Annotated in this window: 29 protein-coding genes and 1 pseudogene; 11 read left to right on the forward strand and 19 right to left on the reverse strand. The window is 69.4% G+C overall.

Features of this window, described 5'->3' with window-relative positions; all coding sequences use genetic code 11:
* Positions 1 to 131 precede the first annotated feature (131 nt).
* Positions 132 to 908, forward strand: a complete 777-nt coding sequence (locus CVH10_RS06775) for a ferredoxin--NADP reductase (protein ID WP_016855905.1) — start codon at positions 132 to 134, stop codon at positions 906 to 908.
* Between the two features lie 138 nt (positions 909 to 1,046).
* Here the strand turns inward: CVH10_RS06775 and CVH10_RS27230 are convergent.
* The 4 genes and pseudogenes from CVH10_RS27230 to CVH10_RS06790 all read right to left on the reverse strand — a co-directional run.
* Positions 1,047 to 1,148, reverse strand: a pseudogene (locus tag CVH10_RS27230) (P-II family nitrogen regulator); the annotation flags it as partial.
* 28 nt (positions 1,149 to 1,176) lie between these two features.
* Complete coding sequence (glnK, locus tag CVH10_RS06780; protein WP_035594994.1) at positions 1,177 to 1,515, reverse strand: P-II family nitrogen regulator; 339 nt, start codon at positions 1,513 to 1,515, stop codon at positions 1,177 to 1,179.
* Between the two features lie 146 nt (positions 1,516 to 1,661).
* Complete coding sequence (locus CVH10_RS06785; protein WP_035594997.1) at positions 1,662 to 2,984, reverse strand: ammonium transporter; 1,323 nt, start codon at positions 2,982 to 2,984, stop codon at positions 1,662 to 1,664.
* A 39-nt stretch (positions 2,985 to 3,023) separates the two neighbouring features.
* On the reverse strand, positions 3,024 to 3,362 hold the full coding sequence (locus CVH10_RS06790; protein WP_016855902.1) for a P-II family nitrogen regulator: 339 nt from the start codon (positions 3,360 to 3,362) through the stop codon (positions 3,024 to 3,026).
* 316 nt (positions 3,363 to 3,678) lie between these two features.
* Here CVH10_RS06790 and CVH10_RS06795 point away from each other — a divergent pair, with 316 nt between their 5' ends.
* Together CVH10_RS06795 and CVH10_RS06800 are read left to right on the forward strand one after the other, a co-directional pair.
* Positions 3,679 to 4,038 (forward strand): accessory factor UbiK family protein, encoded by a 360-nt coding sequence (locus tag CVH10_RS06795; protein WP_106488181.1) that lies wholly within the window; start codon positions 3,679 to 3,681, stop codon positions 4,036 to 4,038.
* An 85-nt stretch (positions 4,039 to 4,123) separates the two neighbouring features.
* Positions 4,124 to 5,629 carry a YifB family Mg chelatase-like AAA ATPase gene (locus tag CVH10_RS06800; protein WP_035595003.1) on the forward strand — a complete coding sequence of 502 codons (1,506 nt, stop codon included), beginning with the start codon at positions 4,124 to 4,126 and terminating at the stop codon, positions 5,627 to 5,629.
* A 19-nt stretch (positions 5,630 to 5,648) separates the two neighbouring features.
* Here CVH10_RS06800 and CVH10_RS06805 read toward each other — a convergent pair whose 3' ends face one another.
* Together CVH10_RS06805 and CVH10_RS06810 are read right to left on the reverse strand one after the other, a co-directional pair.
* The gene (locus CVH10_RS06805) at positions 5,649 to 6,149 is read right to left on the reverse strand and encodes a hypothetical protein (protein WP_035595006.1); all 501 of its coding nucleotides are present in this window, start codon (positions 6,147 to 6,149) and stop codon (positions 5,649 to 5,651) included.
* Positions 6,146 to 7,129 carry an alpha/beta hydrolase gene (locus tag CVH10_RS06810; protein ID WP_035595179.1) on the reverse strand — a complete coding sequence of 328 codons (984 nt, stop codon included), beginning with the start codon at positions 7,127 to 7,129 and terminating at the stop codon, positions 6,146 to 6,148. Before CVH10_RS06810 ends, CVH10_RS06805 begins: the two co-directional genes overlap by 4 nt.
* A 229-nt stretch (positions 7,130 to 7,358) precedes the next feature.
* On the opposite strand from CVH10_RS06810, the gene CVH10_RS06815 reads away from it, so the two are divergent.
* Positions 7,359 to 9,533 (forward strand): malate synthase G, encoded by a 2,175-nt coding sequence (locus tag CVH10_RS06815; protein ID WP_106488182.1) that lies wholly within the window; start codon positions 7,359 to 7,361, stop codon positions 9,531 to 9,533.
* A gap of 159 nt (positions 9,534 to 9,692) precedes the next feature.
* On the forward strand, positions 9,693 to 10,106 hold the full coding sequence (locus CVH10_RS06820) for a PaaI family thioesterase (protein ID WP_035595012.1): 414 nt from the start codon (positions 9,693 to 9,695) through the stop codon (positions 10,104 to 10,106).
* A gap of 164 nt (positions 10,107 to 10,270) precedes the next feature.
* On the opposite strand, the gene CVH10_RS06825 is transcribed toward CVH10_RS06820, so the two are convergent.
* Positions 10,271 to 10,666 carry a DUF423 domain-containing protein gene (locus tag CVH10_RS06825; RefSeq protein WP_035595014.1) on the reverse strand — a complete coding sequence of 132 codons (396 nt, stop codon included), beginning with the start codon at positions 10,664 to 10,666 and terminating at the stop codon, positions 10,271 to 10,273.
* A 234-nt stretch (positions 10,667 to 10,900) separates the two neighbouring features.
* Between CVH10_RS06825 and thiS the strand changes: the two genes are divergently transcribed.
* Genes thiS through trmB form a run of 3 tightly spaced genes read left to right on the forward strand, consistent with a single transcriptional unit; the run spans position 10,901 to position 12,720 of the window.
* Positions 10,901 to 11,101, forward strand: coding sequence for a sulfur carrier protein ThiS (gene thiS / locus CVH10_RS06830; protein WP_016855894.1), 201 nt, complete (start codon positions 10,901 to 10,903; stop codon positions 11,099 to 11,101).
* Positions 11,102 to 11,138: 37 nt separating this feature from the next.
* On the forward strand, positions 11,139 to 11,936 hold the full coding sequence (locus CVH10_RS06835) for a thiazole synthase (protein WP_035595017.1): 798 nt from the start codon (positions 11,139 to 11,141) through the stop codon (positions 11,934 to 11,936).
* A 37-nt stretch (positions 11,937 to 11,973) separates the two neighbouring features.
* Positions 11,974 to 12,720 carry a tRNA (guanosine(46)-N7)-methyltransferase TrmB gene (gene trmB, locus CVH10_RS06840; protein ID WP_035595020.1) on the forward strand — a complete coding sequence of 249 codons (747 nt, stop codon included), beginning with the start codon at positions 11,974 to 11,976 and terminating at the stop codon, positions 12,718 to 12,720.
* 15 nt (positions 12,721 to 12,735) lie between these two features.
* Here trmB and CVH10_RS06845 read toward each other — a convergent pair whose 3' ends face one another.
* Positions 12,736 to 13,764, reverse strand: a complete 1,029-nt coding sequence (locus tag CVH10_RS06845) for a DMT family transporter (protein ID WP_081945811.1) — start codon at positions 13,762 to 13,764, stop codon at positions 12,736 to 12,738.
* 88 nt (positions 13,765 to 13,852) lie between these two features.
* Here CVH10_RS06845 and CVH10_RS06850 point away from each other — a divergent pair, with 88 nt between their 5' ends.
* Positions 13,853 to 14,737, forward strand: coding sequence for a LysR substrate-binding domain-containing protein (locus tag CVH10_RS06850; RefSeq protein WP_046078806.1), 885 nt, complete (start codon positions 13,853 to 13,855; stop codon positions 14,735 to 14,737).
* Between the two features lie 258 nt (positions 14,738 to 14,995).
* Here CVH10_RS06850 and CVH10_RS06855 read toward each other — a convergent pair whose 3' ends face one another.
* From CVH10_RS06855 to CVH10_RS06885, 7 genes are all read right to left on the reverse strand, one after another.
* Complete coding sequence (locus CVH10_RS06855) at positions 14,996 to 15,910, reverse strand: AEC family transporter (RefSeq protein WP_106488183.1); 915 nt, start codon at positions 15,908 to 15,910, stop codon at positions 14,996 to 14,998.
* 122 nt (positions 15,911 to 16,032) lie between these two features.
* On the reverse strand, positions 16,033 to 16,731 hold the full coding sequence (locus CVH10_RS06860; protein WP_035595033.1) for an FKBP-type peptidyl-prolyl cis-trans isomerase: 699 nt from the start codon (positions 16,729 to 16,731) through the stop codon (positions 16,033 to 16,035).
* Between the two features lie 132 nt (positions 16,732 to 16,863).
* On the reverse strand, positions 16,864 to 17,307 hold the full coding sequence (locus CVH10_RS06865; protein WP_035595181.1) for a universal stress protein: 444 nt from the start codon (positions 17,305 to 17,307) through the stop codon (positions 16,864 to 16,866).
* Between the two features lie 24 nt (positions 17,308 to 17,331).
* Positions 17,332 to 18,618 (reverse strand): TRAP transporter large permease, encoded by a 1,287-nt coding sequence (locus tag CVH10_RS06870; RefSeq protein ID WP_035595039.1) that lies wholly within the window; start codon positions 18,616 to 18,618, stop codon positions 17,332 to 17,334.
* A 28-nt stretch (positions 18,619 to 18,646) separates the two neighbouring features.
* Entirely contained in the window at positions 18,647 to 19,225 is a 579-nt protein-coding gene (locus CVH10_RS06875) for a TRAP transporter small permease (RefSeq protein ID WP_035595042.1), read from the reverse strand.
* A 182-nt stretch (positions 19,226 to 19,407) separates the two neighbouring features.
* On the reverse strand, positions 19,408 to 20,430 hold the full coding sequence (gene dctP / locus CVH10_RS06880; protein WP_106488184.1) for a TRAP transporter substrate-binding protein DctP: 1,023 nt from the start codon (positions 20,428 to 20,430) through the stop codon (positions 19,408 to 19,410).
* 113 nt (positions 20,431 to 20,543) lie between these two features.
* Entirely contained in the window at positions 20,544 to 21,059 is a 516-nt protein-coding gene (locus CVH10_RS06885; protein ID WP_052052428.1) for a TIGR02444 family protein, read from the reverse strand.
* Between the two features lie 50 nt (positions 21,060 to 21,109).
* On the opposite strand from CVH10_RS06885, the gene CVH10_RS06890 reads away from it, so the two are divergent.
* On the forward strand, positions 21,110 to 23,056 hold the full coding sequence (locus tag CVH10_RS06890; protein WP_106488185.1) for an ABC-F family ATP-binding cassette domain-containing protein: 1,947 nt from the start codon (positions 21,110 to 21,112) through the stop codon (positions 23,054 to 23,056).
* Between the two features lie 9 nt (positions 23,057 to 23,065).
* Here CVH10_RS06890 and dtd read toward each other — a convergent pair whose 3' ends face one another.
* The 4 genes from dtd to thiD form a co-directional block, all read right to left on the reverse strand.
* Entirely contained in the window at positions 23,066 to 23,503 is a 438-nt protein-coding gene (dtd, locus tag CVH10_RS06895; protein ID WP_106488186.1) for a D-aminoacyl-tRNA deacylase, read from the reverse strand.
* Between the two features lie 65 nt (positions 23,504 to 23,568).
* A complete protein-coding gene (locus CVH10_RS06900; protein ID WP_106488187.1) occupies positions 23,569 to 24,147 on the reverse strand; it encodes a chalcone isomerase family protein in 579 nt (192 codons plus the stop codon).
* Between the two features lie 88 nt (positions 24,148 to 24,235).
* Positions 24,236 to 25,081: a universal stress protein gene (locus CVH10_RS06905; protein ID WP_046078798.1), complete on the reverse strand. Its 846-nt coding sequence runs from the start codon at positions 25,079 to 25,081 to the stop codon at positions 24,236 to 24,238.
* A 99-nt stretch (positions 25,082 to 25,180) separates the two neighbouring features.
* Positions 25,181 to 26,002, reverse strand: coding sequence for a bifunctional hydroxymethylpyrimidine kinase/phosphomethylpyrimidine kinase (thiD, locus tag CVH10_RS06910; protein ID WP_046078797.1), 822 nt, complete (start codon positions 26,000 to 26,002; stop codon positions 25,181 to 25,183).
* A 62-nt stretch (positions 26,003 to 26,064) separates the two neighbouring features.
* Between thiD and CVH10_RS06915 the strand changes: the two genes are divergently transcribed.
* The gene (locus CVH10_RS06915) at positions 26,065 to 26,496 is read left to right on the forward strand and encodes a YqaA family protein (RefSeq protein ID WP_046078796.1); all 432 of its coding nucleotides are present in this window, start codon (positions 26,065 to 26,067) and stop codon (positions 26,494 to 26,496) included.
* Positions 26,497 to 26,556: the final 60 nt, after the last annotated feature.

The following is a 26,556-nucleotide window of genomic DNA, read 5'->3' on the forward strand; positions in this document are numbered from 1 at the left end:
AGTATAGATAAGCTTTATCCATACAACCCATTTAACAGATATCCTGCCGTCTCTTAGAATTCTCTGCAAAGATCAATCGGCGCAATTATGAGCTTTCGGTATATGCGCCCTCGCGATACATAGGAGCCGGCATGAGCAAGTTCGCCCTGGAAGAAGTCCTCAGCGTTCATCACTGGAACGACACCCTGTTCAGCTTCAAGACCACCCGCGAGCGCAGCCTGCGCTTCAAGAACGGTCAGTTCGTGATGATCGGCCTGGAGGTCGACGGCAAGCCGCTGATGCGCGCCTACTCCGTGGCCAGCCCCAACTACGAGGATCACCTGGAGTTCTTCTCCATCAAGGTGCCGGACGGCCCGCTGACCTCGCGCCTGCAGCACCTCAAGGTCGGCGACCAGATCATGGTCAGCCGCAAGCCCACCGGCACCCTGGTCACCGACGACCTGCTGCCGGGCCGCAACCTCTACCTGCTGTCCACCGGCACCGGCCTGGCGCCGTTCATGAGCCTGATCCAGGATCCGGAAGCCTACGAGCGCTTCGAGAAGATCGTGCTGATCCACGGCGTGCGTACCGTCAGCGAGCTGGCCTATGCCGACTTCATCACCAAGGAGCTGCCGGCCCACGAGTACCTGGGCGAGGAAATCAGCGAGAAGCTGGTCTACTATCCGACCGTGACCCGTGAGGAGTTCCACACCATGGGCCGCCTGACGGACCACATCCGCAGCGGCAAGCTGGCCGAGGACACCGGCCTGCCGCCGCTGGACCCGAAGCAGGACCGCGCCATGATCTGCGGCAGCCCGGCGATGCTCGACGAGACCAGCGCGCTGCTGGACGAGCTGGGCTTCAACATCTCGCCGCGCCTCGGCGAGCCGGGCGACTACGTCATCGAGCGCGCCTTCGTCGAGAAGTAAGCGGCAAGCGCCGAGCTACAAGCGCTGAGCTACAAGAAACCCCCGAAGGCTGATGCCTTCGGGGGTTTCTTTGTGTCGGGCGTTCAAGCTGCTGTTTTGCAGCTTGCAGCTTGCAGCTTGCAGCTTGCAGCTTGCAGCTTAGACGGCGTCTTTATCCGTCTCGCCGGTGCGAATGCGGCGGTGCGGCGTTCCGCTGACCTGCTCCAGGGCGGTGACGAAGATCTTGCCGTCGCCGATCTTGCTGCAGGGTCAAGCGCGACCTGGGTGATTAGACGGCGTCTTTATCCGTCTCGCCGGTGCGAATGCGGATGACCTGCTCCAGGGCGGTGACGAAGATCTTGCCGTCGCCGATCTTGCCGGTGTTGGCGACCTGGGTGATGGCGTCGATCACCTGCTCGGCCATGGTCTCGTCCACGGCGACCTCGAGCTTCACCTTGGGCAGGAAGTCGACCACGTACTCGGCGCCGCGATAGAGCTCGGTGTGGCCCTTCTGGCGGCCGAAGCCCTTGACCTCGGTGACGGTGATGCCCTGGACGCCGATGTCCGAGAGCGCCTCGCGGACGTCGTCGAGCTTGAATGGCTTGATGATGGCGGTCACCAGCTTCATGGGTCTCTCCTCGCGTTGTTCGTGTCCGATGGCGCCACTCGCCATCCCTGACGGAGTCATTGTGCCAGAGCATACACCCACGGAGAGAAGAACGAAAAAATGGCCCCGCGAGGGGGCCATTTCGTGTTGCCGGCAGGGCGGGGCGATCAGGAGCGGGCGGCTGCCTGGGCCTGGCTCGCGCCCTCGCTGCGGGTACGGCCGGAGGCGCCACCACCACCGTGCACCTTGGAGACGGTGAACTCGGGGTAGGCCTCGAGGCCGCACTCGGCCAGGTCCACGCCCTCGTATTCCTCTTCCTCGCTGACACGCACGCCCATGATCGCCTTGATGATCAGCCACACCACCAGGCTGGCGATGAAGACCCAGGCGAAGATGCCGATGATGCCGATGATCTGCGGGCCGAAGGAGGCACCGTCGTTGGACAGCGGCACCGCGAGCACGCCCCAGATGCCGACCACGCCGTGGGCGGAGATGGCACCGACCGGGTCATCGAGCTTCAGCTTGTCGAGGCCGACGATGGAGACCACCACCAGCAGGCCGCCGAAGGCGCCGATCAGGGTGGCGCCCAGGGCGCTGGGCGACAGCGGGTCGGCGGTGATGGACACCAGGCCGGCGATGGCGCCGTTCAGGGCCATGGTCAGGTCGGCCTTGCGGAACCAGGCCTTGGCCAGGATCAGTGCGGCGATCACGCCGCCGGCGGCCGCGGCGTTGGTGTTCACCAGCACCTGGGCCATGTTGTTGGCGGAGCTCACGTCGGAGACCTTCAGCTCGGAGCCGCCGTTGAAGCCGAACCAGCCCATCCACAGGATGAAGGTACCCAGGGTGGCCAGCGGCATGTTGGCGCCGGGGATGGCGAAGATGCTGCCGTCCTTGCCGTACTTGCCCTTGCGCGGACCGAGCACCAGCACGCCGGCCAGGGCCGCGGCCGCACCGGCCATGTGCACGATGCCGGAACCGGCATAGTCGGAGAAGCCGACCTCGGCCAGCCAGCCGCCGCCCCAGGTCCAGTAGCCGGAGACCGGGTAGATGACGCCGGTCATCACCACGGCGAAGGCCAGGAAGGCCCACAGCTTCATGCGCTCGGCCACGGCACCGGAGACGATGGACATGGCGGTGGCCACGAACACCACCTGGAAGAAGAAATCGGCGCGCATGGAGTAGTAGGGCGCGTCGTCGCTGCCCGCGGTCACCGCGGCCACGGTGTTGTCGTCGCCCAGCAGGAAGCCCAGGTTGGGCAGGATGCCGCCGGCGTCGCCGGAGTACATCAGGTAGTAGCCCAGCAGCAGGTACATGGTGCAGGCGATGGCGAACAGGGCGATGTTCTTGGTCAGGATCTCGGCGGTGTTCTTGGACCGCACCAGGCCGGCCTCGAGCATCGAGAAGCCCGCGGCCATCCACATCACCAGGACGCCGCAGATCAGGAAGTAGAAGGTATCGAGCGCGTAGCTCAGCTCGGTCAACTCGTTCATGGCTGTCACTCCAGAAGGAAAGGGAGAGAGACGGTCGGCTTAGACGGCGTCGGCACCGCGCTCGCCGGTACGGATGCGGATGACGTCCTCGAGGGGGGTCACGAAGACTTTGCCGTCGCCGATCTTGCCGCTGTTGGCGGCGCTGCAGATGGCGTCCAGCACGGTATCGAGGCGACCGTCGTCCACGGCGATCTCGACCTTGACCTTGGGCAGGAAGTCGACGACGTACTCGGCGCCGCGATAGAGCTCGGTGTGGCCCTTCTGGCGGCCGAAGCCCTTGACTTCGGTGACGGTGATGCCCTGGACCCCGTTGTCGGCGAGCGCTTCGCGCACGTCGTCGAGCTTGAACGGCTTGATGATGGCGGTAATCAGCTTCATCCCGGATCTCCCCATTGGATGAGCGCGGGCTGCTCCGCGCGGTGTGTGTGCAGGTTTCCCTGCATCTGCTTAAACCGTGCCATCGAACTGGATTTGCCATGTTTTTCAGGGCGTTGATTGCCAATAGTGCCCCGACAGAGAGAGCCTGGTGCAGGCGTGAATGGACGCCGTGCACTGAATTGATGCCGGTGAGCGAGCGCTTCGCACCATCCGAGGGCGAGCCCCGCGCCACCCGGGAATGCGCCCGCCGGGCGGCTTGCGTATCCTTGGAGTCAGCCCTATTCCCCTAAGGCCCATTCCACTCAGGAGAGACATCATGGTCAGCCAAGACCGCATCGGCCGCCTGGCCCAGCAGATCGGCGAGCGCCTGCAGGGCGCCTCCCAGGCGCCGGAAGACGTGCAGAAAGGCATTCAGCAGGTGGTGCGCGGCGCCTTCGACCGGCTCGAGCTGGTGTCGCGGGAAGACTTCGACATCCTGATGGACGTGCTGCAGCGCACCCGCGGCCGGGTCGAGGCGCTGGAGAAGCAGGTCGCCGCGCTGGAAGAGGCCCTGGACGCCAACCGCGCGGGCGGCGAGGTGCCGGCCGTGGCGGAAGAGGCCTCGGTCGATGCGGCCGCCGAGGCGCAGTCGTCCGCCCCCGAGGAAGATGCCGGCGCCGGCGAGACCGGGCGCTGATTCCGAACCGTCACCGGGCGGGGCTCGTCGCGCTGAACTAGCCTTAGGACTTACCTGAGGAAAGGAACCGCGCGAGGGACCGCCGATGACCCTGTCGATCGTTCGCACCCGGGCCGGCCTCGGCCTCGAGGCTCCCGAGGTGCTGGTGGAAGTGCATCTGGCCAACGGCCTGCCCGGCATCACCCTGGTCGGGCTGCCGGAGACCGCCGTTCGGGAGAGCCGCGAGCGGGTCCGCAGCGCGCTGGTCAACGCCGGCTTCGACTTCCCGATGCGTCGCATCACCCTCAACCTGGCGCCCGCCGACCTGCCCAAGGAAGGCGGGCGCTTCGATCTGCCCATCGCCCTGGGGTTGCTGGTGGCCTCGGGCCAGATCGCCGCCGAGGCGCTGGCCGAGATCGAATGCGCGGGCGAGCTCGCCCTGGACGGCGCGCTGCGCCCGGTGCCCGGGATGCTGCCGCTGGCGCTGGCCACCCGCGGGGCCGGGCGGCGTCTGATCGTGCCCCGGGCCAACGCCGATGAGGCGGCGCTCGCGGGCGATCTCGAGGTGCTGCCCGCCGATCACCTGCTCGAGGTGGTCGCACACCTGCTGGGCCAGACGCCGATCGAGCCCCATCGGGCGTCGCGCCCCGCCGAGGCGCTGACGACGGGCGCCGATCTCGCCGAAGTCCGTGGCCAGCACCAGGCGCGTCGCGCCCTGGAGGTCGCCGCCAGCGGTGGCCACAATCTCCTGCTGGCCGGTCCTCCAGGCACCGGCAAGACCATGCTGGCCAGCCGCCTGCCCGGGATCCTGCCGCCGCTGACCGAGAACGAGGCCCTGGAGGTGGCGGCGGTGCGCTCGGTGTGTGGCCTGCCGCTCGACGAGGACTGGGGGCGGCGGCCCTTCCGCTCGCCCCACCACACCGCCAGCGCGGTGGCGCTGGTCGGCGGTGGCTCGCGGCCCAGGCCCGGCGAGATCTCGCTGGCCCATCGGGGCGTGCTGTTCCTCGACGAGTTGCCCGAGTTTCCCCGCCAGGTGCTCGAGGTGATGCGCGAGCCCATGGAATCCGGGCGCATCCACATCGCCCGCGCCAGCCACGAGCGGCGCTATCCGGCGAGCTTCCAGCTGGTGGCGGCGATGAATCCCTGCCCCTGCGGCCATCTCGGTGACCCTCGCCGGGCCTGCCACTGCACCGCCGCCCAGATCCAGCGCTATCAGGCGCGGCTTTCCGGACCGCTGCTCGACCGTATCGACCTGCAGGTGGAGGTGCCGGCGCTGGCGCCGGAGCAGCTGACCGCCCGGGAGAGCGGAGAGCCCTCGGCGGCGGTACGCGAGCGGGTACTGGCGGCCCGGGAGCGGCAGTGGGCGCGCGGGGCGCTCAATGCCCGGCTGGGCAGTCGCGAGCTGGAGGCCGCCTGCGCACTGAGCGGGGCGGATCGGGCCTGGCTGGCCGGGGTGCTGGAGCGGCTCAATCTCTCGGCGCGGGCCTATCATCGGGTGCTGCGGGTGGCGCTGACCCTGGCCGACCTGGCCGGCGAGCCGCACCCCGGGCGTGAGCAACTGGTCGAGGCGATCGGCTATCGTCAGCTCGATCGGCTGCTGCAGGGGCGTTGACGAAGTACGGCCCCCGGTGTCAGAGCGCGGTGGCGTCCAGGGCGCCATCCAGCCGCGTCTGCCACAACGGGGTGGCGTCGCCCGGGCGGCGCAGGGTCAGCTCCAGGCGATACGGCAGCAGGGTCCGGTCGGACAGTGCCAGCCGGGGGCCGGCGCTGACCAGCCGGCTGTCCAGCCGCCACTGGTTGGCCGCGGCGCCCGGGGCCAGCGCGGGCTGCCAGTCGAGCACCTGGGGCCCCTGGCCGAGGCCCAGCAGGGAGCGGGTCAGGCTTTCCAGCAGGCGGTCCTCGCCGACGCCGAGCGCGTCATCGACCTCGGGGGCGGCCAGCAGCAGCACCTCGTCGGAGGACGGTCGTGGCAGCGGTGGCGCCTCGGCCACCCGCTGCGCGGCGCGTTCGCCGAGGCCGAACAGGGCCTGGCGAACTGTCTGGGGAGCGTCCGGCGTGCCGACGGCGCAGCCGGCGAGCGGCAGCACCGTCAGCAGGAGGAGAGGCAGCAGCGGCAAGCGGCGACGGCTCATCGGCGGGAGACCCTGCGGGTGGTGGAAGAGGGAATGTCGGCCTCCTCGAGGCCGGCGAGGAACCGCGTGAGCTCCTCGAACAGCACCCGGCGGATCGGTTCGGCCTCGTTGACCAGGTGATGGCGGGCCTCGGGGTGGCGATGGATCTCGGCCCGCGGGAACTTGCGCGTCAGCACCTCCAGGTTCCATTCCCAGTCCACCGTCAGGTCCTGCTCGCCCTGCAGGATCAGCGTCGGCAGCGGGCTGGCCGGCATGGCCAGCAGCCGCGGCATCCAGCGACGCATGGCGTCCACCCACTCCATGGCCAGGCGGTCCGGCTGCAGCGGGTCGCTCTCGCGCAGGAAGGTGGCGAAGTCGCTGTCGGTGGAGTTCTCGCGGAAGCGGCGCGGCACCGAACGCACGAAGGGGCCCAGCAGGCGGTGCAGCCAGCTCGACTGGTTCCAGCCCCAGGGGCGCACCAGCGGCGCCAGCAGGGCCAGGCCGCTCCAGTGGCCGTCGTCGCCCCGGCGCAGGGCGTCGGTGGCCAGGATCGCCGCGCCGGTGCTCTGGCCGATGCCGACCCAGGGCCGGGGCGCCAGGTCGCGGGCGGTCAACTGGGTCTGCAGGTTGTCCAGGCAGCTGCCATAGTCATCGAAGTCGGCGATGGTGGCGCGGGGGCCGCTGGACAGCCCGTGCCCGGGCAGATCCCACAGCACCACCTGCCAGCCGCGCTCGAGCAGGCACTCGAGCAGGTGACGATAGAGGCCCAGATGATCGTAGTAGCCGTGCACCACGAACACGGTGCCGCGCGGCGATGGCGGGCGCCAGATCTGGGTCCACAGCCGGAAGCCGTGGGCGTCCACGTACCCCACCTGCAGGCCCACCCGCTCGGCGAGCAGCGGCGCCAGGCCGTAGTGGCCCAGGTAGCCCTGGAGCGGGTGGCCGGCGGGGTCGGCCGGGGCGATGGGGCCGAGCGCCTGCAGGGGGGTGAAGTCGGTCATCGAGTCCTCCGTGTGGATGCCCATGCTAGCGTCCCGTCGGGACGGTCACCAGCGTCGCCTTCCAACGTCTCCGGCCTCGTCTATTGGTCGAGTTCCGGGGGTGGTTCGCAGGCTTCGGGTTTACATGTGGAAGTATTTTCCACAATACTGAGGCCACGCAGTCACCATTGCCTGTCCGGCCGATTGGCGCTTGGGGAGCGCCGAAACGCCTCGCATAGGAGAACGACCCATGACCCAACGTATCACTCGCCACCGTCTGCAGGTGGCCGCCGAGCTGGACCGCTTCATCAACGAGCAGGCCCTGCCGGGCTCCGGCGTCGATCCCGAGGCCTTCTGGGCCGGCGTCGACGCCCTCTTTCATGATCTGACACCGAAGAACCGCGAACTGCTCGCCGAGCGCGATGCCCTGCAGGCCGAGCTCGACGCCTGGCACCGCGAGAATTCAGGCCCGGTGCGTGACATGGCCGCCTATCGCGGCTTCCTCGAGCGCATCGGCTATCTGCAGCCGGCCCCCGCCGAGGTCAAGGTCACCACCACCAACGTCGACCGCGAGATCGCCGTGCAGGCCGGCCCGCAGCTGGTGGTGCCGGTGAACAACGCCCGCTACGCGCTCAACGCCGCCAACGCCCGCTGGGGCAGCCTCTACGACGCGCTCTACGGCACCGATGCCATCGCCGACGAAGACGGCGCCGAGCGCGGCGACAGCTTCAACCCGAAGCGCGCCGAGAAGGTCATCGCCTACGCCCGCGGCGTGCTCGACCGTGCCGCGCCGCTGGCCACCGGCTCCCACGCCGAGGCCGTGAAGTACGCGCTGCGCGACGGCCACCTGGTGGTGAGCCTGGAAGGCGGCCGCGAGACCGGCCTCAAGGAGCCGGGCAAGCTGGTCGGCTACCTGGGCGAGACCGAGGCGCCGACCTCGGTGCTGCTGGCCAACAACGACCTGCACCTGGAGGTCCAGATCGACGCCACCCATCCGATCGGCAAGACCGATGCGGCAGGCGTCAAGGACGTGGTCGTCGAGGCCGCGCTGACCTCGATCATGGACTGCGAGGACTCGGTCGCGGCGGTGGACGCCGAGGACAAGGTCGGCGTCTACGCCAACTGGCTGGGCCTGATGGCCGGCGACCTCGAGGAGCCGATCGAGAAGGGCGGCAAGCGCTTCACCCGCAAGCTGGCGGCGGATCGCACCTGGACCGCGCCGGACGGCGGCGAGGTGACCCTGCCCGGTCGCTCGCTGCTGTTCGTGCGCAACGTCGGCCACCTGATGACCACTCCGGCGGTGCTGGACGCCGACGGCAACGAGCTGCCGGAAGGCATCCTCGACGCGGTCATGACCAGTCTGCTGTCCATCCGCGACCTGCAGAAGGGCGAGGACGAGGCCCGCAACTCCCGCGAGGGCTCGGTCTACATCGTCAAGCCGAAGATGCACGGCCCGAAGGAAGTGGCCTTCACCAACGAGCTGTTCGGCCGCGTCGAGGACCTGCTGGGCCTTGAGCGTGACACCCTCAAGATGGGCATCATGGACGAGGAGCGCCGCACCTCGGTCAACCTCAAGGCCTGCATCAATGAGGCGACCTCGCGGGTGGTGTTCATCAACACCGGCTTCCTCGACCGCACCGGCGACGAGATGCACACCGCCATGCAGGCCGGCCCCATGGTCCGCAAGGGCGACATGAAGGGCGCCGCCTGGATCGGTGCCTACGAGCGCAACAACGTGCAGGTCGGCCTGGCCTGCGGCCTGCGCGGCCACGCCCAGATCGGCAAGGGCATGTGGGCCATGCCGGACCTGATGGCGGCCATGCTCGAGCAGAAGATCGGTCATCCCAAGGCCGGTGCCAACACCGCCTGGGTGCCGTCGCCGACCGCCGCCACCCTGCACGCCCTGCACTACCACCAGGTCAGCGTGGCCGAGGTGCAGCGCGAGCTGGAGGCCCAGGGCGAGCCGGACCTGCTGGACGAGCTGCTGACCGTGCCGGTGGCCGAGAACACCGACTGGTCCGAGGACGAGCTGCAGCAGGAGCTGGACAACAACTGCCAGGGCATCCTCGGCTACGTGGTGCGCTGGGTCGAGCAGGGCGTCGGCTGCTCCAAGGTGCCGGACATCCATGACGTGGGCCTGATGGAAGACCGCGCCACCCTGCGTATCTCCAGCCAGCATGTGGCCAACTGGCTGCATCACGGCGTGGTCGACGAGGCCCGCGTGCGCGCTACCCTGGAGCGCATGGCCAAGGTGGTCGACGAGCAGAACGCCGGCGATCCGGCCTACTCGCCGATGAGCGCCGACTTCGCCGGCTCCCACGCCTTCCAGGCCGCCTCGGACCTGATCTTCAAGGGCATCGAGCAGCCTTCCGGCTACACCGAGCCGCTGCTGCACCACTGGCGCGCCGTCCACAAGGCCGGCTGATCGTCGCTCGCCAACGTGCCGCCTGCCGCCCCCTTCATGGGGGCGGCTTGCGTTCGGGGCGAGAAAAATAAGAGAAGGGAAAAGGGAGATGCCCCGGGTGTGCGCCGCGCGCGGGCTGGGCTATCTTGTGGCCATCGTTCAGCCGCAGGGAGCGCGCCCATGACCGTGATGACCGCCGCCGCCATCGAGGAATTCCTCGACGAGGTGTTTCCCCAGCGTGCCGGCACCATCGAGGGCGTCGGCGAGGGCCGCGCCACCATGAGCCTGGCCATCGAGGACGAGCATCTGCGCCCCGGCGCCAGCGTCTCCGGCCCGACCCTGATGGGGCTGGCCGACGTCTGCCTCTACGTGGCGATCCTGGCCCAGATCGGCCCCGAGCCGATGGCGGTCACCAGCGACCTGCACTGCCGCTTCCTGCGCCGCCCGCGGGGCGATCGCGACCTGATCGCCAACGCCCGGCTGCTCAAGCTGGGGCGGCGGCTGGCGGTGGGCGAGGTGCAGCTGTTCTCCGACGGCGAGGAGGCGCCCGTGGCGCTGGTCACCGCGACCTATGCCTTGCCCGATGCCGACTGACCCCAGGAAAGCACGGATTTACTGCTGCGCTAGATATCCTGGCCGCCGGCGGTGCCGGGTCGCCGGCCCGGTCGCTCTCCTCATGTAGCAGGCTACACTCCGGGAGCTGTGCTCCGGCGGCGGCCAGGCTAGGCGCCCCCACCTCTCTTCGCTCGCGACGTAAATCAGCGCTTCCCGACTTCAGCATGAGGAGCCCGAAGCGCACAGATTGCCAGCGCCAGCCAGCCGAGGATCAACAGCCCGCCGCCGATCGGCGTGATGGCGCCGAGCCCCTTCACGCCGCTGATCGCCAGGGCGTAGAGCGAGCCCGAGAACAGCGCCATGCCGGCCAGCCACAGGCCGAGGACCCAGCGCTGGCCGGCCAGCGGTCGCGCGGCGCGCCAGGCCAGGACGCCGAGCATCGCCAGGGTGTGCCAGGCCTGGTAGCGCACCCCGGTCTCGAACACCGTCATCAGCCTCGGCGCCAGCGTGCCGTTCAGGGCATGGGCGCCGAAGGCCCCGGCCATCACCGTCAGGGCGCCGCACAGCGCCACTGCCATCCACCAGCCGCGATCCCGCATGCTGTCTTTCTCCCGTTGAGGGGTGTTCCCGTGATGTCTGAGCTGGGGGCTGTGGACAGGCCAGAGCGGGGTTTTTGCCAGGGACGGCAAAAGGTAGCGCCCAGGGATGGGGTCACAGCGCCCCGCGGCGGCCTGTTGCCAGATCGGCCCCGCCAAGTCTGCGCCCTACCGTACCCGGGGGCGCCCCGAGGCGCTACAATATGGGCCCGCGAAATCGCAGCCCCGGAGGATGCCATGCAGATCCAGCTCAACGGCGAGGCGCGCACCCTGGAGGCCGAGGCCTCCGTGGCCCAGCTGGTCGAGACCCTCGGCCTGGCCGGACGGCGCATCGCCGTGGAGGTCAACGAGGAGATCGTCCCCCGAAGCGCCCACGGCGAGACGCGCCTGGCCGACGGCGACCGGGTGGAGATTGTCCATGCCATCGGTGGCGGCTGAGCCCGCCCCGAGATCCCTGCACAGGAGCCATGACAAGATGACCGACTTCTTCCAGGACGCGCCGCTGCGCGTCGCCGGCCGTGAATTCGCCTCGCGCCTGCTGGTGGGCACCGGCAAGTACCGCGATGTCGACGAGACCGGCGAGGCCATCGCCGCCAGCGGGGCCGAGGTGGTGACCTTCGCCGTGCGTCGCACCAATCTGGGGCAGGATGCCTCGGCGCCCAATCTGCTCGACGTGGTATCCCCGGAGCGCTATACCCTGCTGCCCAACACCGCCGGCTGCTACACCGCCCAGGATGCGGTGCGCACCTGCCGGCTGGCCCGCGAGCTGCTCGACGGCCACAATCTGGTCAAGCTCGAGGTGCTGGGCGACGACACCACCCTGTATCCCAACGTGGTGGAGACCCTGGCCGCCGCCGAGACCCTGGTCAACGACGGCTTCGACGTCATGGTCTACACCAGCGACGATCCCATCGTCGCCCGCGAGCTGGAGCGCCTCGGCTGTTGCGCCGTGATGCCGCTGGGCTCGCTGATCGGCTCCGGCCATGGCATCCAGAATCCGCACAACATCCGCCTGATCATCGAGCAGGCCAGCGTGCCGGTGCTGGTGGATGCCGGCATCGGCACCGCCTCCGAGGCCGCTCAGGCCATGGAACTGGGCTGCGACGGGGTGCTGATGAACTCCGCCATCGCCCACGCCCGCCAGCCGGTGCTGATGGCCGGCGCCATGAAGCGGGCCGTGCTGGCCGGCCGCGAGGCCTTCCTCGCCGGACGCATGCCGCGCCGCCAGGGCGCCGAGCCGTCCTCGCCGCTGGCCGGGCGCATCAACGCCTGATCCTGTCTTTCGACCTTCACGAGTTTCGACGCCGCGCATGAACGACGAACAACGCCCCGACACGCCCTCGACCGACGGTCCCGAGAGCCCCGACGCCCCGCTGCATCGCCGCGGGATCAAGAGCTACGTGCTGCGCGCCGGGCGCATGACCGCCGCCCAGACCCGCGGCCTCGAGGAGGTGTGGCCGCGTCTGGGGCTGACCCTCGAGGACGGCCGCCAGGACCTCGAGACGCTGTTCGGGCGTCGCGCTCCGGTGGTGCTGGAGATCGGCTTCGGCATGGGCGGCTCGCTGATCGAGCAGGCCGAGACCCATCCCGACACCGACTTCATCGGCATCGAGGTGCATGCGCCCGGCGTCGGCAAGCTGCTCGACGAGGCCGACAAGCGCGGCCTGACCAACCTCCGGGTCTATCGCGAGGACGCGCTGCTGGTGCTCGAGCAGTGCCTGCCCGAGGGCAGCCTCGACACCCTGCAGCTGTTCTTCCCCGACCCCTGGACCAAGAAGAAGCATCACAAGCGGCGCATCGTCCAGCCGGCCTTCGTCGAGCTGGTGCGCACGCGCCTCAAGCCCGGCGGCACCCTGCACATGGCCACCGACTGGGAGGCCTACGCCGAGTGGATGGCCGAGGTGATGGCCGAGGCGCCGGGCTACCAGAACACCGCCACCGAGGAGACGGCGCCCTACGTGCCGCGCCCCGAGTTCCGCCCGCTGACCAAGTTCGAGCAGCGCGGCGAGAAGCTCGGCCACGGCGTCTGGGACCTGATCTTCCGTCGCGCCGACTGATTCCTTCCCGCGCGCTCAGCCTCGCCGCGTGGTCGGGGCGTTCGGTCGGACCCGTCGACGCGCTTCCCGCTCCGTGACCGGGCGGGCCGTGGCGACATGGCCGCCGGCGCCTCGCCCGCGGCGCCGACCGCTCGCCAGGGCGCTCACGGCGCCGAGCAGCCCGAGGGCCATGCCGGCGGCGCCCAGCATGCCCGGCCATTCGCCGAACATCAGCGCCGTGGCGGCCAGGGTGGCGGCCGGTGTCAGGGCCACCAGCGCGGCGCTCTGGCTGACCCCGAAGCGCTGCAGGCTGGCGTTGAAGAAACCGTAGCCGCCGAAGGTCGCCAGCAGGATCAGCCAGGCCAGGGCCGCCAGGGTTTCCGCCTCCAGCGCCGGGGCGGGCAGTCCTTCGCCGCTCAGCCAGGCGGCGAGGGCGAACACCAGGGTGGCCGCCGCCAGCTGGGCGGTCAGGCGCGTCGCCATGGGCAGGGTCGCCGGCCGCCCGGCGCTCAGCACGCTGCCGAGGCTCACCGCGATCACCGCCAGCAGCGGCAGTCCGTAGGCCCAGAGCGGTGCCCCGCCGACGCCGCCGAGATCGTCCATCACGCTCAGCCCCGCCCCCAGGGTCGCCACGCCCAGTCCCAGCCATTGGGCCATCCGCGGACGCTCGCCCAGCAGGCGGCCGGCCATCAGCGTCGCGGCCAGGGGCTGCAGGGCGCCGATCAGGGCCGCCACGCCGGCACTGACGCCGCTTTCCACCGCCAGCAGCATGGCCAGCAGATAGCCGCCCACCGTGAGGCTGCCGACCAGGGCCTCATGGGCCAGGGCGCCCGGTGCTCGAGTGCGTTGCGCGCGGGTCGCGATCAGCGTCCACAGGCCGGCCAGCAGGGTGGCCAGGGCGAAGCGCCAGGCGTAGAGCGAGAGCGCCGGCGACTCGGCGGCCACGGCCAGACGGCTGCCCACGAAGCCGCTGCTCCAGCAGATCACGAAGCCCACAGCGATCGCCAGGCTCCCCAGCTGCTGCGGCTGGGGCGGTGCCCACTGAATCCATTGTCTCGCCAGCATGTCGGTCTCCTCCCGCGAACTTGCAGGGGCGAGTCTGCGCCGGCTAATGTCTTCAGTGAATCGCAACTTTTTTCAGTGAGTGTTCAGTATGGTTGAAGTCTCTTCCCAGACCCTGGACCTGGAGGCGCTGCGCAGCTTCGTGGCGGTGGCGCGGCTGGGCTCGCTGGCCGCGGCGGCCGAGCAGCGCCACCGCACCGTCAGTGCCCTGAGCATGCAGATCAAGCGCCTCGAGACGCGCCTGGAGGCCCGGCTGCTGGTGCGCGGTGCCCGGGGCATGACGCTCACCGCCAGCGGCGAGGCGCTGCTCGGCGAGGCCCGGGAGCTGCTGCGCCATCACGACGGCCTGGTGGCCCGGATCAGCGGCCGCGGCCTGTCCGGCCGGGTCAGCTTCGGTATGCCCGAGGACTACGCCAGCCGCCTGGTCGGGCGCCTGCTGCCGGATTTCCTGGCCCGGCATCCCGACGTGGTGCTGGAGGCCGTGACCGCGACCAGCGGCGAGCTGGCCCGCCGCCTGGAGCGGGGCCAGCTGTCGCTGGTCGTGGCGCTGGACCGTCCTCATCGACTCAGCGGCGGTGAGCCGCTGTGGCGTACCTCGCCGGTATGGGCCGGCGCCCGGGACCTGGCGCTGGCGCCGGAGGCCCCGCTGCCGCTGGCGCTGCACCCGGTGGACTGTCCCTACCGCCAGCTCGGCATCGAGGCCCTGGAGGCCGGCGGGCGCCCCTGGCATGCGGTCTTCACCAGTACCAGCATCCATGCGCTGGAGACCGCCGTGGAGGCGGGGCTGGCGGTGAGCATCCTGGAGCGCGATCGCCTGACGCCGGCCATGCGCGAGCTGGGTGAGGCCGAGGGCTTGCCGCGGCTGGCGGACTGCCAGGCCGAGCTGCATTACGGGCGAGGCGTCAATGCGGCTTCCTGGCCGGCGGTGGAGGCGCTGGGAGAGATGATCAAGGCGCGCCTGGGCCAGCGGAGCTGACGCACGCGTGCGACGAGGGCGCGTCATGGTGCCGCGGACGCTCGGAGCCAGTGCGGAAAGGTCGCGCGCAAAAGAAAGCCGCCCTGGGCGGGGCGGCGAAAGACCGTGACTAGCAATGAGGAGGAGAATCCCCCCGCGGAGGACTGGCAGGGCCCCGCGGGTCTGACACGCACCTCGGCGATGCCATGAATGAAAGGTAAATCATTCTCATTTGATGCGTCAAGCGTAACGAGAATATTTTTTATTTGATGTCGCCGGCTAGGCGACCAGGCGCAGCCACAGCGGCAGGCTCAGCATGGCCAGCAGGGTCTGGACGGTGATCAACGCGGCCATCAATTCGGCGTCGCCGCCCAGCTGTCGCGACAGGATATAGGCCGAGGTGGCGGTGGGCAGGGCGGCGAAGAGCAGCGCCACGTCGCGGCTCACCGCGTCCAGGCCGAGCAGGGTGGCCAGCCCCAGCACCAGGGCCGGCAGCAGCGCCAGCTTGATCAGGGTGGCGGTCCAGAGGCCGCCGTCCCGGCGCAGCACCGCCTGGGGGCGGAGCGCCACGCCCACCGCCACCAGGCCCAGCGGCAGCGCCGCCCGGCCGAGCAGGGTCACCGCGTCGTGGCTCCAGCCGGGCAGGCCGATCCCCGAGAGGTTGAGCCCCGCCCCGGCCAGACAGGCCAGGATCAGCGGGTTGCGGGCCAGGGCCCGGAGGCTGGCCCCCACGCCGCCCCTGCCGAGGGTGCCGGCAGCCAGGAAGGTCAGCACGCACAGTACGTTGACCAGCGGCACCATCAGCGCCACGGCGACCGCCGCCACGGTGGCGCCGGCCGGGCCGTGCAGGGCTGCGGCGCCGGCCACGCCCACGTAGGTGTTGAAGCGCAGCGCGCCCTGGAAGACCGAGGTGAAGGCCGGCATGCCGAGCCCCAGCCGCGGCCGCAGCGTCCACAGGCCGACGGCCAGCAGCAGCAGGCCACCGAGCAGCACCAGGGCGAGGCGGGCGACCGGCACCGCGCGGATGTCGGCCTCGGCCAGGGTGGCCACCAGCATCGCCGGGAACAGCAGGTAGTAGATCAGGCCCTCGAGGCGCGACCAGAAGTCGCCGCCGGGCCAGGGACCACGGCCCAGCAGGGCGCCGAGCAGGATCAGCAGGAACAGGGGCCCGAGGGCGCCGATGATGCTTTCCATGACGATGCCATTCCCTGGTCGAGAGGTGAGCGCGGCGTGTCAGGCCGCCCAACGCAAGGCGGCCGGCCCCGAGGGAGGCCGGCCGCCGGTCGCGCCATCGAGGCGCGCTCGCCGTGGGGCGATCAGCCTTCGGCGTTGTCCGGGTTCACATCGAGCAGCTCGACCTTGAACACCAGGGTCTCGTTGGGGCCGATCGGGCCCTGGCCGCGGGTGCCATAGCCGAGTTCGGCCGGGATCACGACTTCCCAGGTGTCGCCGACGCTCATCAGCTTCAGGGCTTCCTGCCAGCCTTCGATGACCTGGCCGACCTGGAAGCTGACCGGCTCGCCGCGCTCGTAGGAGCTGTCGAAGACGGTGCCGTCGATCAGCTGGCCTTCGTAGTTGACCTTGACCGTGTCGCCGTCGCTGGGCGAGGCGCCGTCGCCGGATTCGATCTCGCGATACTGCAGGCCGGAGGCGGTGACGGTCACGTCGTCCTTCTCGGCGTTTTCGGCCTGATAGGCCTCGCCGGCGGCCTGGTTCTCCTCGGCCAGCTGCTGGGCCTCGGCGGCGCGCTGCTGCATGGCCTGCTGCTGGAAGGCCTGCATGGTGGCGTTCATCTCGTCCTCGGTCATCTCCAGCTCGTTGTCGTCGAAGACATCGCGGACGGCCTGGGTGAAGGCGTCGACATCGAGATCGGAGACGTCCTGCTGGATGCTCTTGCCCAGGGTCACGCCGAGGCTGTAGCCGAGCTTCTCGCCGTCGGTCTCGGGGGCGGCCAGTGCCAGCGGGGCAGCGGTCAGCAGCGCCGTCAGGGATGCGGTGGTCAGCAGTCGCTTCATGAAAATGCCTTGTACTCCGGCGCCTTGGCGCCATCGGTGAATGAGGTTCTTGGGACTCTAACAGGGCCGGATCGGTTCCGCACCCGTCTCGACGGCGCGGAAACCGGCCCGGCAGGAGGCGCGCCGGCGGCCCTAGACCACGAGGGTCGGGCAGTGGGCCGAGCCCGCCACCCGCTGCGACACGCTGCCCAGCAGCAGGCCCTTGTCGCCGTTGGTGCCCTGGGCGCCGATCACGATCAGGTCGCAGTCGCGCTTGCGGGCGAAGCGCACGATGGTGCGCGAGGGGCGGCCCCCCTTGACGAAGGCACGCACCCTGTCGGCGGGCACGCCGAGCTCGGCGGCATGCGCCTTGGCCTGCACGGCGATCTCGGTGGCGTACTCCTTGAGCGCATCGTCGGGGATGTCGAGCTTCTCGGGCCTGATCATGGACAGCGAGGCCTCGAGCAGGCTGTGATGCTTGAACACGCACAGAAGATAGAGTTCGGCGCCGGTGAGCCGCTGCAGCGCGACCGCCTTGTCCAGCGCCTTGATGGCGCCCTTGGAGCCATCCACCGGTACCATGATCCGCTTGAACATCATGAGCTCTCCTATGGGTCCCGGTCAGCCGCTGAAGGCCAGGTCGCGCAGGAACAGGGCGATCTGAGGGAACATGATCAGCAGGGCGGCGGCGAGGATCAGCAGGAACACGAACGGTGGCGTGCCCTTGATGACGTCCAGGTAGGGCCGCTTGAAGATCGCGATGGCGGTGAAGATGTCGCAGCCGAAGGGCGGCGTCGCCGAGCCGATGGCCACCTGCAGGGTGATCAGGATGCCGACCAGCACCGGGTCCAGGCCGGTGGCCTCGATGGCGGGGGCGAAGATCGGCGTCAGCACCAGGATTACCACGATGGGGTCGACGAACATGCAGGCCACGAAGAAGGCGATGCAGATCGCGATCAATACCCCGGTGGGGCCGGCCTCGTTGATGCCCACCGCCTCGAGGATCGCCTGGGGAATCTGGGCGAAGGAGATGATCCAGGAGAAGCCGTTGCCCACGGCGACCAGGATGAACACCACGGCGGTGATCAGGCCGGTGGACTTGGCGATGGCGTAGATGTCGTTGACCTTGAGCGAGCGGAACACCACGAACTCGAGCAGGATGGCATACAGCACGCAGGCCGCGGCGGCCTCGGTGGGGCTGAAGATGCCGCCGTAGATGCCGCCGACGATGATCACCGGGAAGCCCAGCGGCCACAGCGCCATGCGTACCGCGCCCAGGCGTTCGCCCCAGCCGGCCTTGGGCTCGGTGGGCACCTTGCGGATCACGGCGTAGGCCACGCAGTAGGCGGAGAACATGGCGAGAATCAGCAGGCCGGGCCCGATGCCGGCGATGAACAGTTCGCCGATGGAGGTGCCGGAGATCACCCCGTAGATGATCATGCCGATGCTGGGCGGAATCAGGAAGGCGATGTCGCTGGCGTTGATGATCAGCGCCAGGGTGAAGGAGTCCGAGTAGCCGGCCTTGAGCATCCGCGGGCGCAGGGGCGAGCCCACCGCCACCACGGTGGCCTGGGTGGAGCCGGAGACGGCGCCGAACAGGGTGCAGGAAGCGGCGGTGCTGACCGCCAGGCCGCCCTTCACGTGGCCGATGAAGGACATCACCATGTTGATCAGGCGTTCCGCCGACTGGCCGCGGGTCATGATGTCGGCGGCGAGGATGAACATCGGCACCGCGATCAGCGAGGCCGGCCGGATGCCGGCCATCATCTGCTGGATCAGCGTCTCCATCTGGCCCAGGCCGTTGAACATCATGAAGAAGCCGATCACCGCCGCGGTGATCAGCGGGATCATCATCGGAAAGCCCAGCAGCAGCAGGGCGATCATGGTCACCACCATTATTGTCGTCATCGTGCGTTCCCCCGGGTCGTGCCCATCATCAGACTTCCGTTTCCGTATCCTTGTACCCGTCGAGTACCGAGGTCGACAGGTAGACGTCGCGGGACGTCATGTTCTTGATGGCGGTGAGCAGGTACTGAATGCCGGTGATCAGAAAGCCCAGCGGCACCCAGACGTAGATGATCCAGATAGGGAAGCCGAGCGCCGGCAGGATGCGGCCCTTGTCGTGCAGGTCGAGGATGTAGAGCACCGAGAAATAGAGCAGGAAGAACATCACCAGGGAGGTGAACAGCGAGATCGCGATCATCAGCGCGCGGCGCCCGCCCACCGGCAGGGCATCGTAGATCGCCGACATGCGGATGTGCCGGCCGTGGCGCGCCGCATAGCCGATGCCGGCGAAGGTGATCATGATGATCAGGATGCGGTTGATCTCGCCGGAGAAGAAGATGCTCTCGCCGAAGACGAAGCGGCCGATGACGTTGGCGATGGTGTTGGTGGCCATCAGCAGCACGCCGAGGGCGAGGATCACCGCCTCGACCTTGCTGATGAAGGTGTCGATGACGCCGAGAAAGCCCGGCAGTCCGGAACGATAGTGCTTTTCGGAATCTTCGTCGGTCATGGGGGTAATTCCCTGGAATCGTGGCGAACGGCATGACGCGAATGCGACACCCCTGTCGAGCAGCGTAACGGCTGGAGGCCATGCCGTAGGCCCCGCGGATCAACGTTGGTTGAACGTTGCCCGGGCGGAAACAAAACGGGGGCAGCCAGGCTGCCCCCATCGTGCCGGTCGGGTGATCGCGATCACTCCTCGGCTTGCTGCACGGCCTCGAGGTCGGCCTTGAACTGCTCGAGCAGGGCGGCGCCGTCGTCACCGGTCATTTCGAGGAAGGCTTCCTCGACCTGGGGCGCGCGCTCCTTGAAGGTGGCGATCTGCTCGTCGTTCAGGCGCGTCACGGTGCACTCGTCGCAGGCTTCCATGATCTTGTCGAGCGACTCTTCGGCGAGGCCCTTGATGTGCTCGATGGTGTGGTCATAGGCCGCGTCGGTGGCGTTCTGCACCAGCTGCTTGTCCTCGTCGGGCAGGCCTTCGTAGAAGTCCTGGTTGGCCATCACCGCGGTGGTGAACCAGCCGTGGCCGGTGAAGGTCAGGTTCGGGGACACCTCGTAGAGGCCGCCGGACTCGATCCAGAAGATCGGGTTCTCCTGGCCGTCGATGATGCCGGTCTGCAGGCCGCCGTAGACCTCGCCCCAGGGCAGCGGGGTCGGGGTGGCGCCGAAGGCGCTGTAGGTCTCGGCGAGCAGCGGGTTGGTCATCACCCGGATCTTCTTGTTGTCGAAGTCCGCCGGTTCGGTGATCGGCTCGTCGGCGGTGACCACCATTTCCCCCTCGGGGAACATCTGCAGCAGCTTCAGGCCGTGCTCGGCGTAGAGCTCGGGGAACATCTCGTTGATGGCCTTGCTCTCGTCGAAGAACTCGAGCACGGTGTCCATGTCGGTCGGCATCAGATACGGAATGAAGAAGATCTGGGCCGCCGGAATCAGGGCGCCGGTGAAGCCGGGGGACTGGTCGACGAACTGCAGGATACCGTTCTGGGTCTGCTCCATGATGTCGTCGGACTCGCCGAGCTCACCGAAGCGATAGACCTGCACGTTGTGGTCGGAATTCTCCTCCACGTAGCGCTTGAATTCCTGGGCGAAGACGTCCTGTACGTCGCCTTCGTATTCCTCGTGGGCGTAGCGCCAGTTGTCTGAGTAGGCGGCCGTCGCCATGCCGAGCATCAGGGCGCCGATACCTGCGGTGGCCAGCAGCTTTTGTGACTTCATGGATGCGCTTCCTCTGCAGATTCTGTCAGCGATATCATCGGCAGCATCGCGATGAATTCGCTAACGAAAAGAACATTTTGTTTTTTCAGTGTTTATTCAGGCTAGTGGGGCGATCATTGAGGGTCAAGTTGGTCATTCAACCTTTGCAGAGCCGCGAGATGAGACGGTTTTGTCAGCCTGGAATGGAAGGGTAGTACATCCTTTATCTCATCGGCGCTCGAGAGAGAACGATGCGTGGCATCGCCATGGCGGCTGTGGGCCTCGAGACGACTCAGGGCCTCGCGCTCGGCGTCGAGTTCGGCGGTCTTGAGCCGCTGGCGCAGCGCAGCGACGCTCTCGCGCTCGGCGGCCTCGGCCTTGAGCGAGCGCCGCAGGCGGCGCAGCGGGGCGGTCACCTCGGCCTGCCAGCGGGCCACCGACTCGGGCACCGGACCGGCGGCCAGGCCGTGATGGAACAGCCACAGCCGCCACAGCAGCTCGATCACCTCGACGCCGGCGTCGTCCTGCAGGTGCAGGCAGGCGGCTTCCGCGCCGGGGCGGGCGTAGAGTGCCAGGGCGAAGTCCCATAGCGGATCGGCGGCGAGCCGGGCCCGCAGAGCGGGCGGCAATTCGGTAGAATCGGGCGTCATGATTCGGCTGTCGTCACGGCGGCGGCCCTATGCCTTCCTGTGGAGCCTTCATGATTGCACTGCGCCAAGTTTCCCTGCAACGCGGCACCCAAGCGCTGCTCGAGGACGCCGACCTGACCCTGCACGCCGGCCACAAGGCGGGCATCGTCGGGCCCAACGGCGCCGGCAAGTCGAGCCTGTTCGGCCTGCTGCGCGGCGAGTTCGCCCCCGATCGCGGCGAGCTCGAGATGAGCGGCGGCCAGCGCATCGCCCACATGGCCCAGGAGGTCGAGGCGCTGGAGCGCAGCATCCAGGACTACGTGCTCGACGGTGATCGGGCCCTGCGCGAGGCGGAGGCCGCGCTGGCCAGGGCCCAGCACAAGGGCGACGCCCACCGCGAAGCGGAGCTGCACGGCACCATCGAGGCGCTGGACGGCTACAGCGCCCCGGCCCGGGCCGCCCAGCTGCTGGTCGGGCTCGGCTTCGACCAGGGCGACCTCGCGCGCCCGCTGTCGGACTTCTCCGGCGGCTGGCGGATGCGCGTCAATCTGGCGCGCACCCTGTTCATGCCCTCCGACCTGCTGCTGCTCGACGAGCCCACCAACCACCTGGATCTCGATGCCCTGCTGTGGCTCGAGCAGTGGCTGACCCGCTATCCGGGCACCCTGCTGCTGATCTCCCACGACCGCGACTTCCTGGACGCCGTGTGCGATCACATCGTGCACTTCGATCGCCGTTCGCTGGTGCTGTACCGCGGCAACTACTCCACCTTCGAGCGCACCCGGGCCGAGAAACTGGCCCTGCAGCAGGCCGAGGCGGCCAAGCAGCAGGCGCGCAAGGAAGAGATCGAGCGCTTCGTGGCGCGCTTCCGCTACAAGGCCACCAAGGCCCGCCAGGCCCAGAGCCGGCTGAAGATGCTCGAGCGCATGGGCGAGATCGCCGTGGCCCACGTCGATTCGCCCTTCCACTTCACGCTGCCGTCCGCCGACCGCACCTCGCACCCGCTGCTGGTGCTGGACGAGGCGCGGCTCGGCTATCGCGGCGAGGACGGCGAGACCGTCCAGCTCGAGGGCGTCGACATGACCCTGCAGCCGGGGCAGCGCATCGGCCTGCTCGGCCCCAACGGCGCCGGCAAGTCGACGCTGATCAAGTCGCTGACCGGCGAGCTGCCGCTGCTCGGCGGGCGTCGGGTGCCCGGCGAGCACCTGGCCATCGGCTACTTCGCCCAGCATCAGCTCGAGGGGCTCGACCTTAAGGCCACGCCCTTCATCCACGTGCAGCGGCTATCGCCGCGGGCCGCGGATCTGGACATCCGCAACTTCCTGGGCGGCTTCGGCTTCAAGGGCGACGACGCCTTCGCCGAGGTGGGGCGCTTCTCCGGCGGCGAGAAGGCGCGGCTGGCGCTGGCGCTGGTGGCCTGGCAGAAGCCCAACCTGCTGCTGCTCGACGAGCCGACCAACCACCTGGACCTGGAGATGCGCGAGGCGCTCACCGAGGCGCTGGCCAGCTTCGAGGGCACGGTGATCGTGGTCTCCCACGATCGCCACCTGCTGCGCGCCACCGTGGACGAGTTCTGGCGCGTCGCCGACCACCGGGTCACGCCCTTCGACGGCGACCTCGACGACTATCGCGCCTGGCTCAAGACGCGGCTCGAGAACGAGCGCCGCGAGGCCCGGGCCCAGAAGGTCGAGCGTCAGGAGGCCGCCGAGGCGCCGAAGGAGGATCGCAAGGCCGCGCGTCGCGCCGCCGCCGAGCTGCGCGAGAAGCTGCGCCCGCTCAAGCGCGAGCGCGATCGCGCCGAGCGCGAGATGGAGAAGGTGCAGGCCTCGCTCGGCAAGGTGGAGGACGCCCTGGGCGACGCCGAGCTCTACACCGACGAGGCGCGCAAGGACGAACTCTCCCAGCGGCTGGCCGAGCAGGTCGAGCTGGCGTCGCGGCTCGGCGAGCTGGAGCAGGACTGGCTGGCCGCGGAGGAATCGCTGGAGGCGATGGAAGCGGAACTGCGCGAGGCGACCTGAGGCGCCGGCTCAGCCCTCGAGCAGGAAGGTCACCGGGCCGTCGTTGACCAGCGCCACCTGCATGTCGGCGCCGAATTCGCCGGTGGCGACCCGCGGCCAGGCGGCGCGGGCGCGCTCGACCAGGGCATCGAACAGCCGCTGGCCCTCGGCGGGCGGCGCGGCGCTGGAGAAGCTGGGGCGCAGCCCCTTGCGGGTGTCGGCGGCCAGGGTGAACTGCGACACCAGCAGCAGGCCGCCCTCGGCCTGCTGCAGGTTGAGGTTCATCTTGCCGTCCTGGTCGGCGAACACCCGGTAGTGCAGCAGCTTGTGCAGCAGCCGCTCGACGCTCTGCTCGTCGTCTTCCTTCTCGACGCCGATCAGCGCCAGCAGGCCGTGGTCGATGGCGCCGGTCTCGCGGTCGTCGACGCTGACGCTGGCGTGGCGGACGCGCTGGATCAGGGCTTTCATGGTGCCTTCCTTCTTCTTCCCGCCCTCGGCGGCTGGCAAAAGCCGGCAGCCTAGCACGCCCGCGGTCAGCGCCCCAGCAGGTCGTCCCGGAAGCCGTCGCCCAGCGGTGCCCCGCCGAGCCAGATGCCGAACAGGGCATCGGCCAGCGCCGGCTCGGGCCGCGCATAGAGCGACTCGCCGTTCAGGGCCAGGCTCAGGGTCTCGCCGTCCCAGGTCAGGGCGTAGCGGTCGCCCGGCGAGACGTCGCGGTAGCGGGCGTTGAAGGCCGACAGCGCCGGCTCGAGCGAGCGGAAGTCGGCCGCGCCGAGCTGGTCGCGGAGGGTATCGCGGGTGACCTCGGCGAAGTCACCGGCCTCGATGGCGTGGAAGTACTCGAGTTCCAGGCGCCGCGGCACGTTGCCCGACTGGGGCGCGGGCCGTGGAAAGCCCTCGGCCTGGTAGTAGGCGCCGGCGTAGGCGTCCCAGATCATGTAGCGGAACAGCCCGTGGCCGATCATCCGGAAGGGGCGCCCGTCGACCTGCTGGACGGCGGCGAAGCGGGCGTTCTTGACCACCACCTCCGCGCCGGCGGGCATGGCGGCGAGGCCCGTGGCCAGCGCCAGGGCAAACATGAGGGCGGCGAAGGGCAGGCGCAGCATCGGCATGAAGACATCCTCCAGAGTGGCTATATCTCATACCGACACCGCTTTTCTGTAATGGTTCTGTATAACTATGGCCCTTCGCGTGAGGCCGTTACCAGCTGCGGCACAGCATGACGTCACAGTGCGGCTCGGCCAGGAGTCGCTCGGTGATCTGGCTCTGGCGGCCGAGCTGGCCGCGGCTGCCCAGCGCCAGCAGCTGGGGCGGCTGGCGGCGCAGGCGAGTCAGCAGCACGTCCAGCGGGTCGCCCTGTTCGAGCTCCAGCTCCACCTCGGGCACGCGCTCCAACTCGCCCATCAGCTGCTCGGTCTCCTGCTCCAGGTGGCGGCGCAGGGTGGCGACCTCGCGGTCGCGCCAGCGGGCGTAGTCGCTCGACGAGCCCAGCTCCCGCTCGCCGGGGATGTTCCAGGCGTGCAGCAGGGTCAGCCGGCTCTCGGGGAAGCGCTTGAGGGTCTCGCGCAGGGTGCGGCGGCAGGTCAGCGAGAAGTCGACCGGCACCAGGATGTCCTGCCACGACTGGGTGGCGGGGTGGCTCACCGAGAGCACCGGACAGGGCGCGCCGCGCAGCACCCGGGCCAGGGTGGTGCCGGTGACCAGGTCCGGCTGGCCGCGCTTGCGGTGGGCGCCGAGGATGATCATGTCGGCCTCGCGCTCGTGGGCCTCGCGGATGATCTCGGCGTAGGGTGCGCCGGCCACGGTCTGGATCAGGCTGGCCGGCTCGGCGAGGGCGTAGTCCTCGCGGATGTCGGTGAGGGTGGCGGCGATGTCCGCCACCACGGCTTCCTCGAGATCGTGCAGGACCCGCCGGGGCAGGTAGGGGTCGAGCACGTGGACGACGTCGAGCCGGGCGCCGGTCTCGTTCGCCAGCCGGATGGCGCGGGCGAAGGCGGCGCGGTTCTCGGCGGAGAGATCGCAGGCGAACAGCAGGGTGCGGGACATGGCACAACCCTCGTACGGCCGGAAGATGACCGTTTCAGGATGGGTGGCTGCCGCCGCCCCTGCAAGCTGGGTTTTTCGGTACTGCCCGGTTGCGCCTCGTTACCACAGGGCGTGGAAGTGATGCACCGGCCCGCGGCCCTGGCCCACCGTCAGCTGCGGGCTGGCATCGAGGGCGGCATGCAGCCAGCGCTTGGCCTCGCCGATGGCGCCGACGATGGCGTCGCCGTCGGCGCCGGGCGGGAGATGCGCGAGCTGCGCGGCGATGGCCGAGGACAGCGCACAGCCGGTGCCGTGCAGGTTCTCGGTGGCGATGCGCGGCGCCGGCAGCCACTGGCTGCGCTCGGGCGTGGCCAGCAGGTCGGGGCAGGTCGCGCCGCTCAGGTGGCCGCCCTTGAGCAGCACGTAGGGCGCCTCGAGGGCCTGCAGGGCGGGCAGCATGGCCTCCATGGCGTCCGGGCTGCGCGGCGTCTCGGCGTCGAGCAGCACCGCGGCCTCGGGCAGGTTGGGCGTGATGACATCGGCCAGCGGCACCAGCACGTCGCGCACCGCGGCGATGCCGGCGGCGTCGACCAGGATGTCGCCGCTCTTGGCCACCATCACCGGGTCGAGTACGATCCAGCGCGGGCGGCGGCGGCCGAGCACCTCGGCCAGCGTCTCGGCCACGGCGCGGTCGGCGACCATGCCGATCTTCACCGCGTCGATGCGCACGTCGTCGAGCAGGTTCTCGAGCTGCTCGCCGATCACCGGCGCCGGCACCGGGTGGACGGCGGCCACGCCCCGGGTGTTCTGGGCGATTACCGCGGTGATGACGTTGGTGGCGTAGGTGCCCAGCGCCGAGAGCGTCTTGAGGTCGCCCTGCAGGCCCGCGCCGCCGGAGGGGTCGGAGCCGGCGATGGTAAGCGTATGGGGAATGGAGGACATCGTATGTCGTCTCGTGGCGTGAATCCGGCGCCTAGCATACGCCAGCGGCCGGGCAGGCGGCCATGCTGAGCCTCTTTATGATCGCCCTGGCCAGCGCCACCCTGCTGCCTGGCGGCTCCGAGGCGTGGCTGGCCCGGCAGTGGTGCCAGGGCGGGGCGCTGCCGGCGCTGTGGGCGGCGGCCACCGCGGGCAACGTGCTGGGCAGCCTGATCAACGTGGCGCTGGGCCGCTATGCCCGGCACTTTCAGGATCGCCGCTGGTTTCCGGTCTCGCCGCGTGGCCTGGCGCGGGCGGAGCGCGGCTACCGGCGTTTCGGCGAGGCCAGCCTGCTGCTCTCGTGGGCCCCGGTGATCGGCGATCCGCTGACCGTGCTGGCAGGCATCTTCCGACTGCCCTGGTGGCGGGCCACGCTGTGGATCCTGGTCGCCAAGGGCGGGCGCTATGCGCTGGTGCTGGCAATGGCCGAGGCCTGGCTGGCGTCCTACTGCGGATAGTCTGGACCCTTCAAACGCAGCAGGGCCGCCCGAAGGCGGCCCTGTTGCGTGCAGCTGTTG

This window comes from Halomonas sp. ND22Bw (genome assembly GCF_003011945.1).
GTDB lineage: Bacteria > Pseudomonadota > Gammaproteobacteria > Pseudomonadales > Halomonadaceae > Halomonas > Halomonas halophila.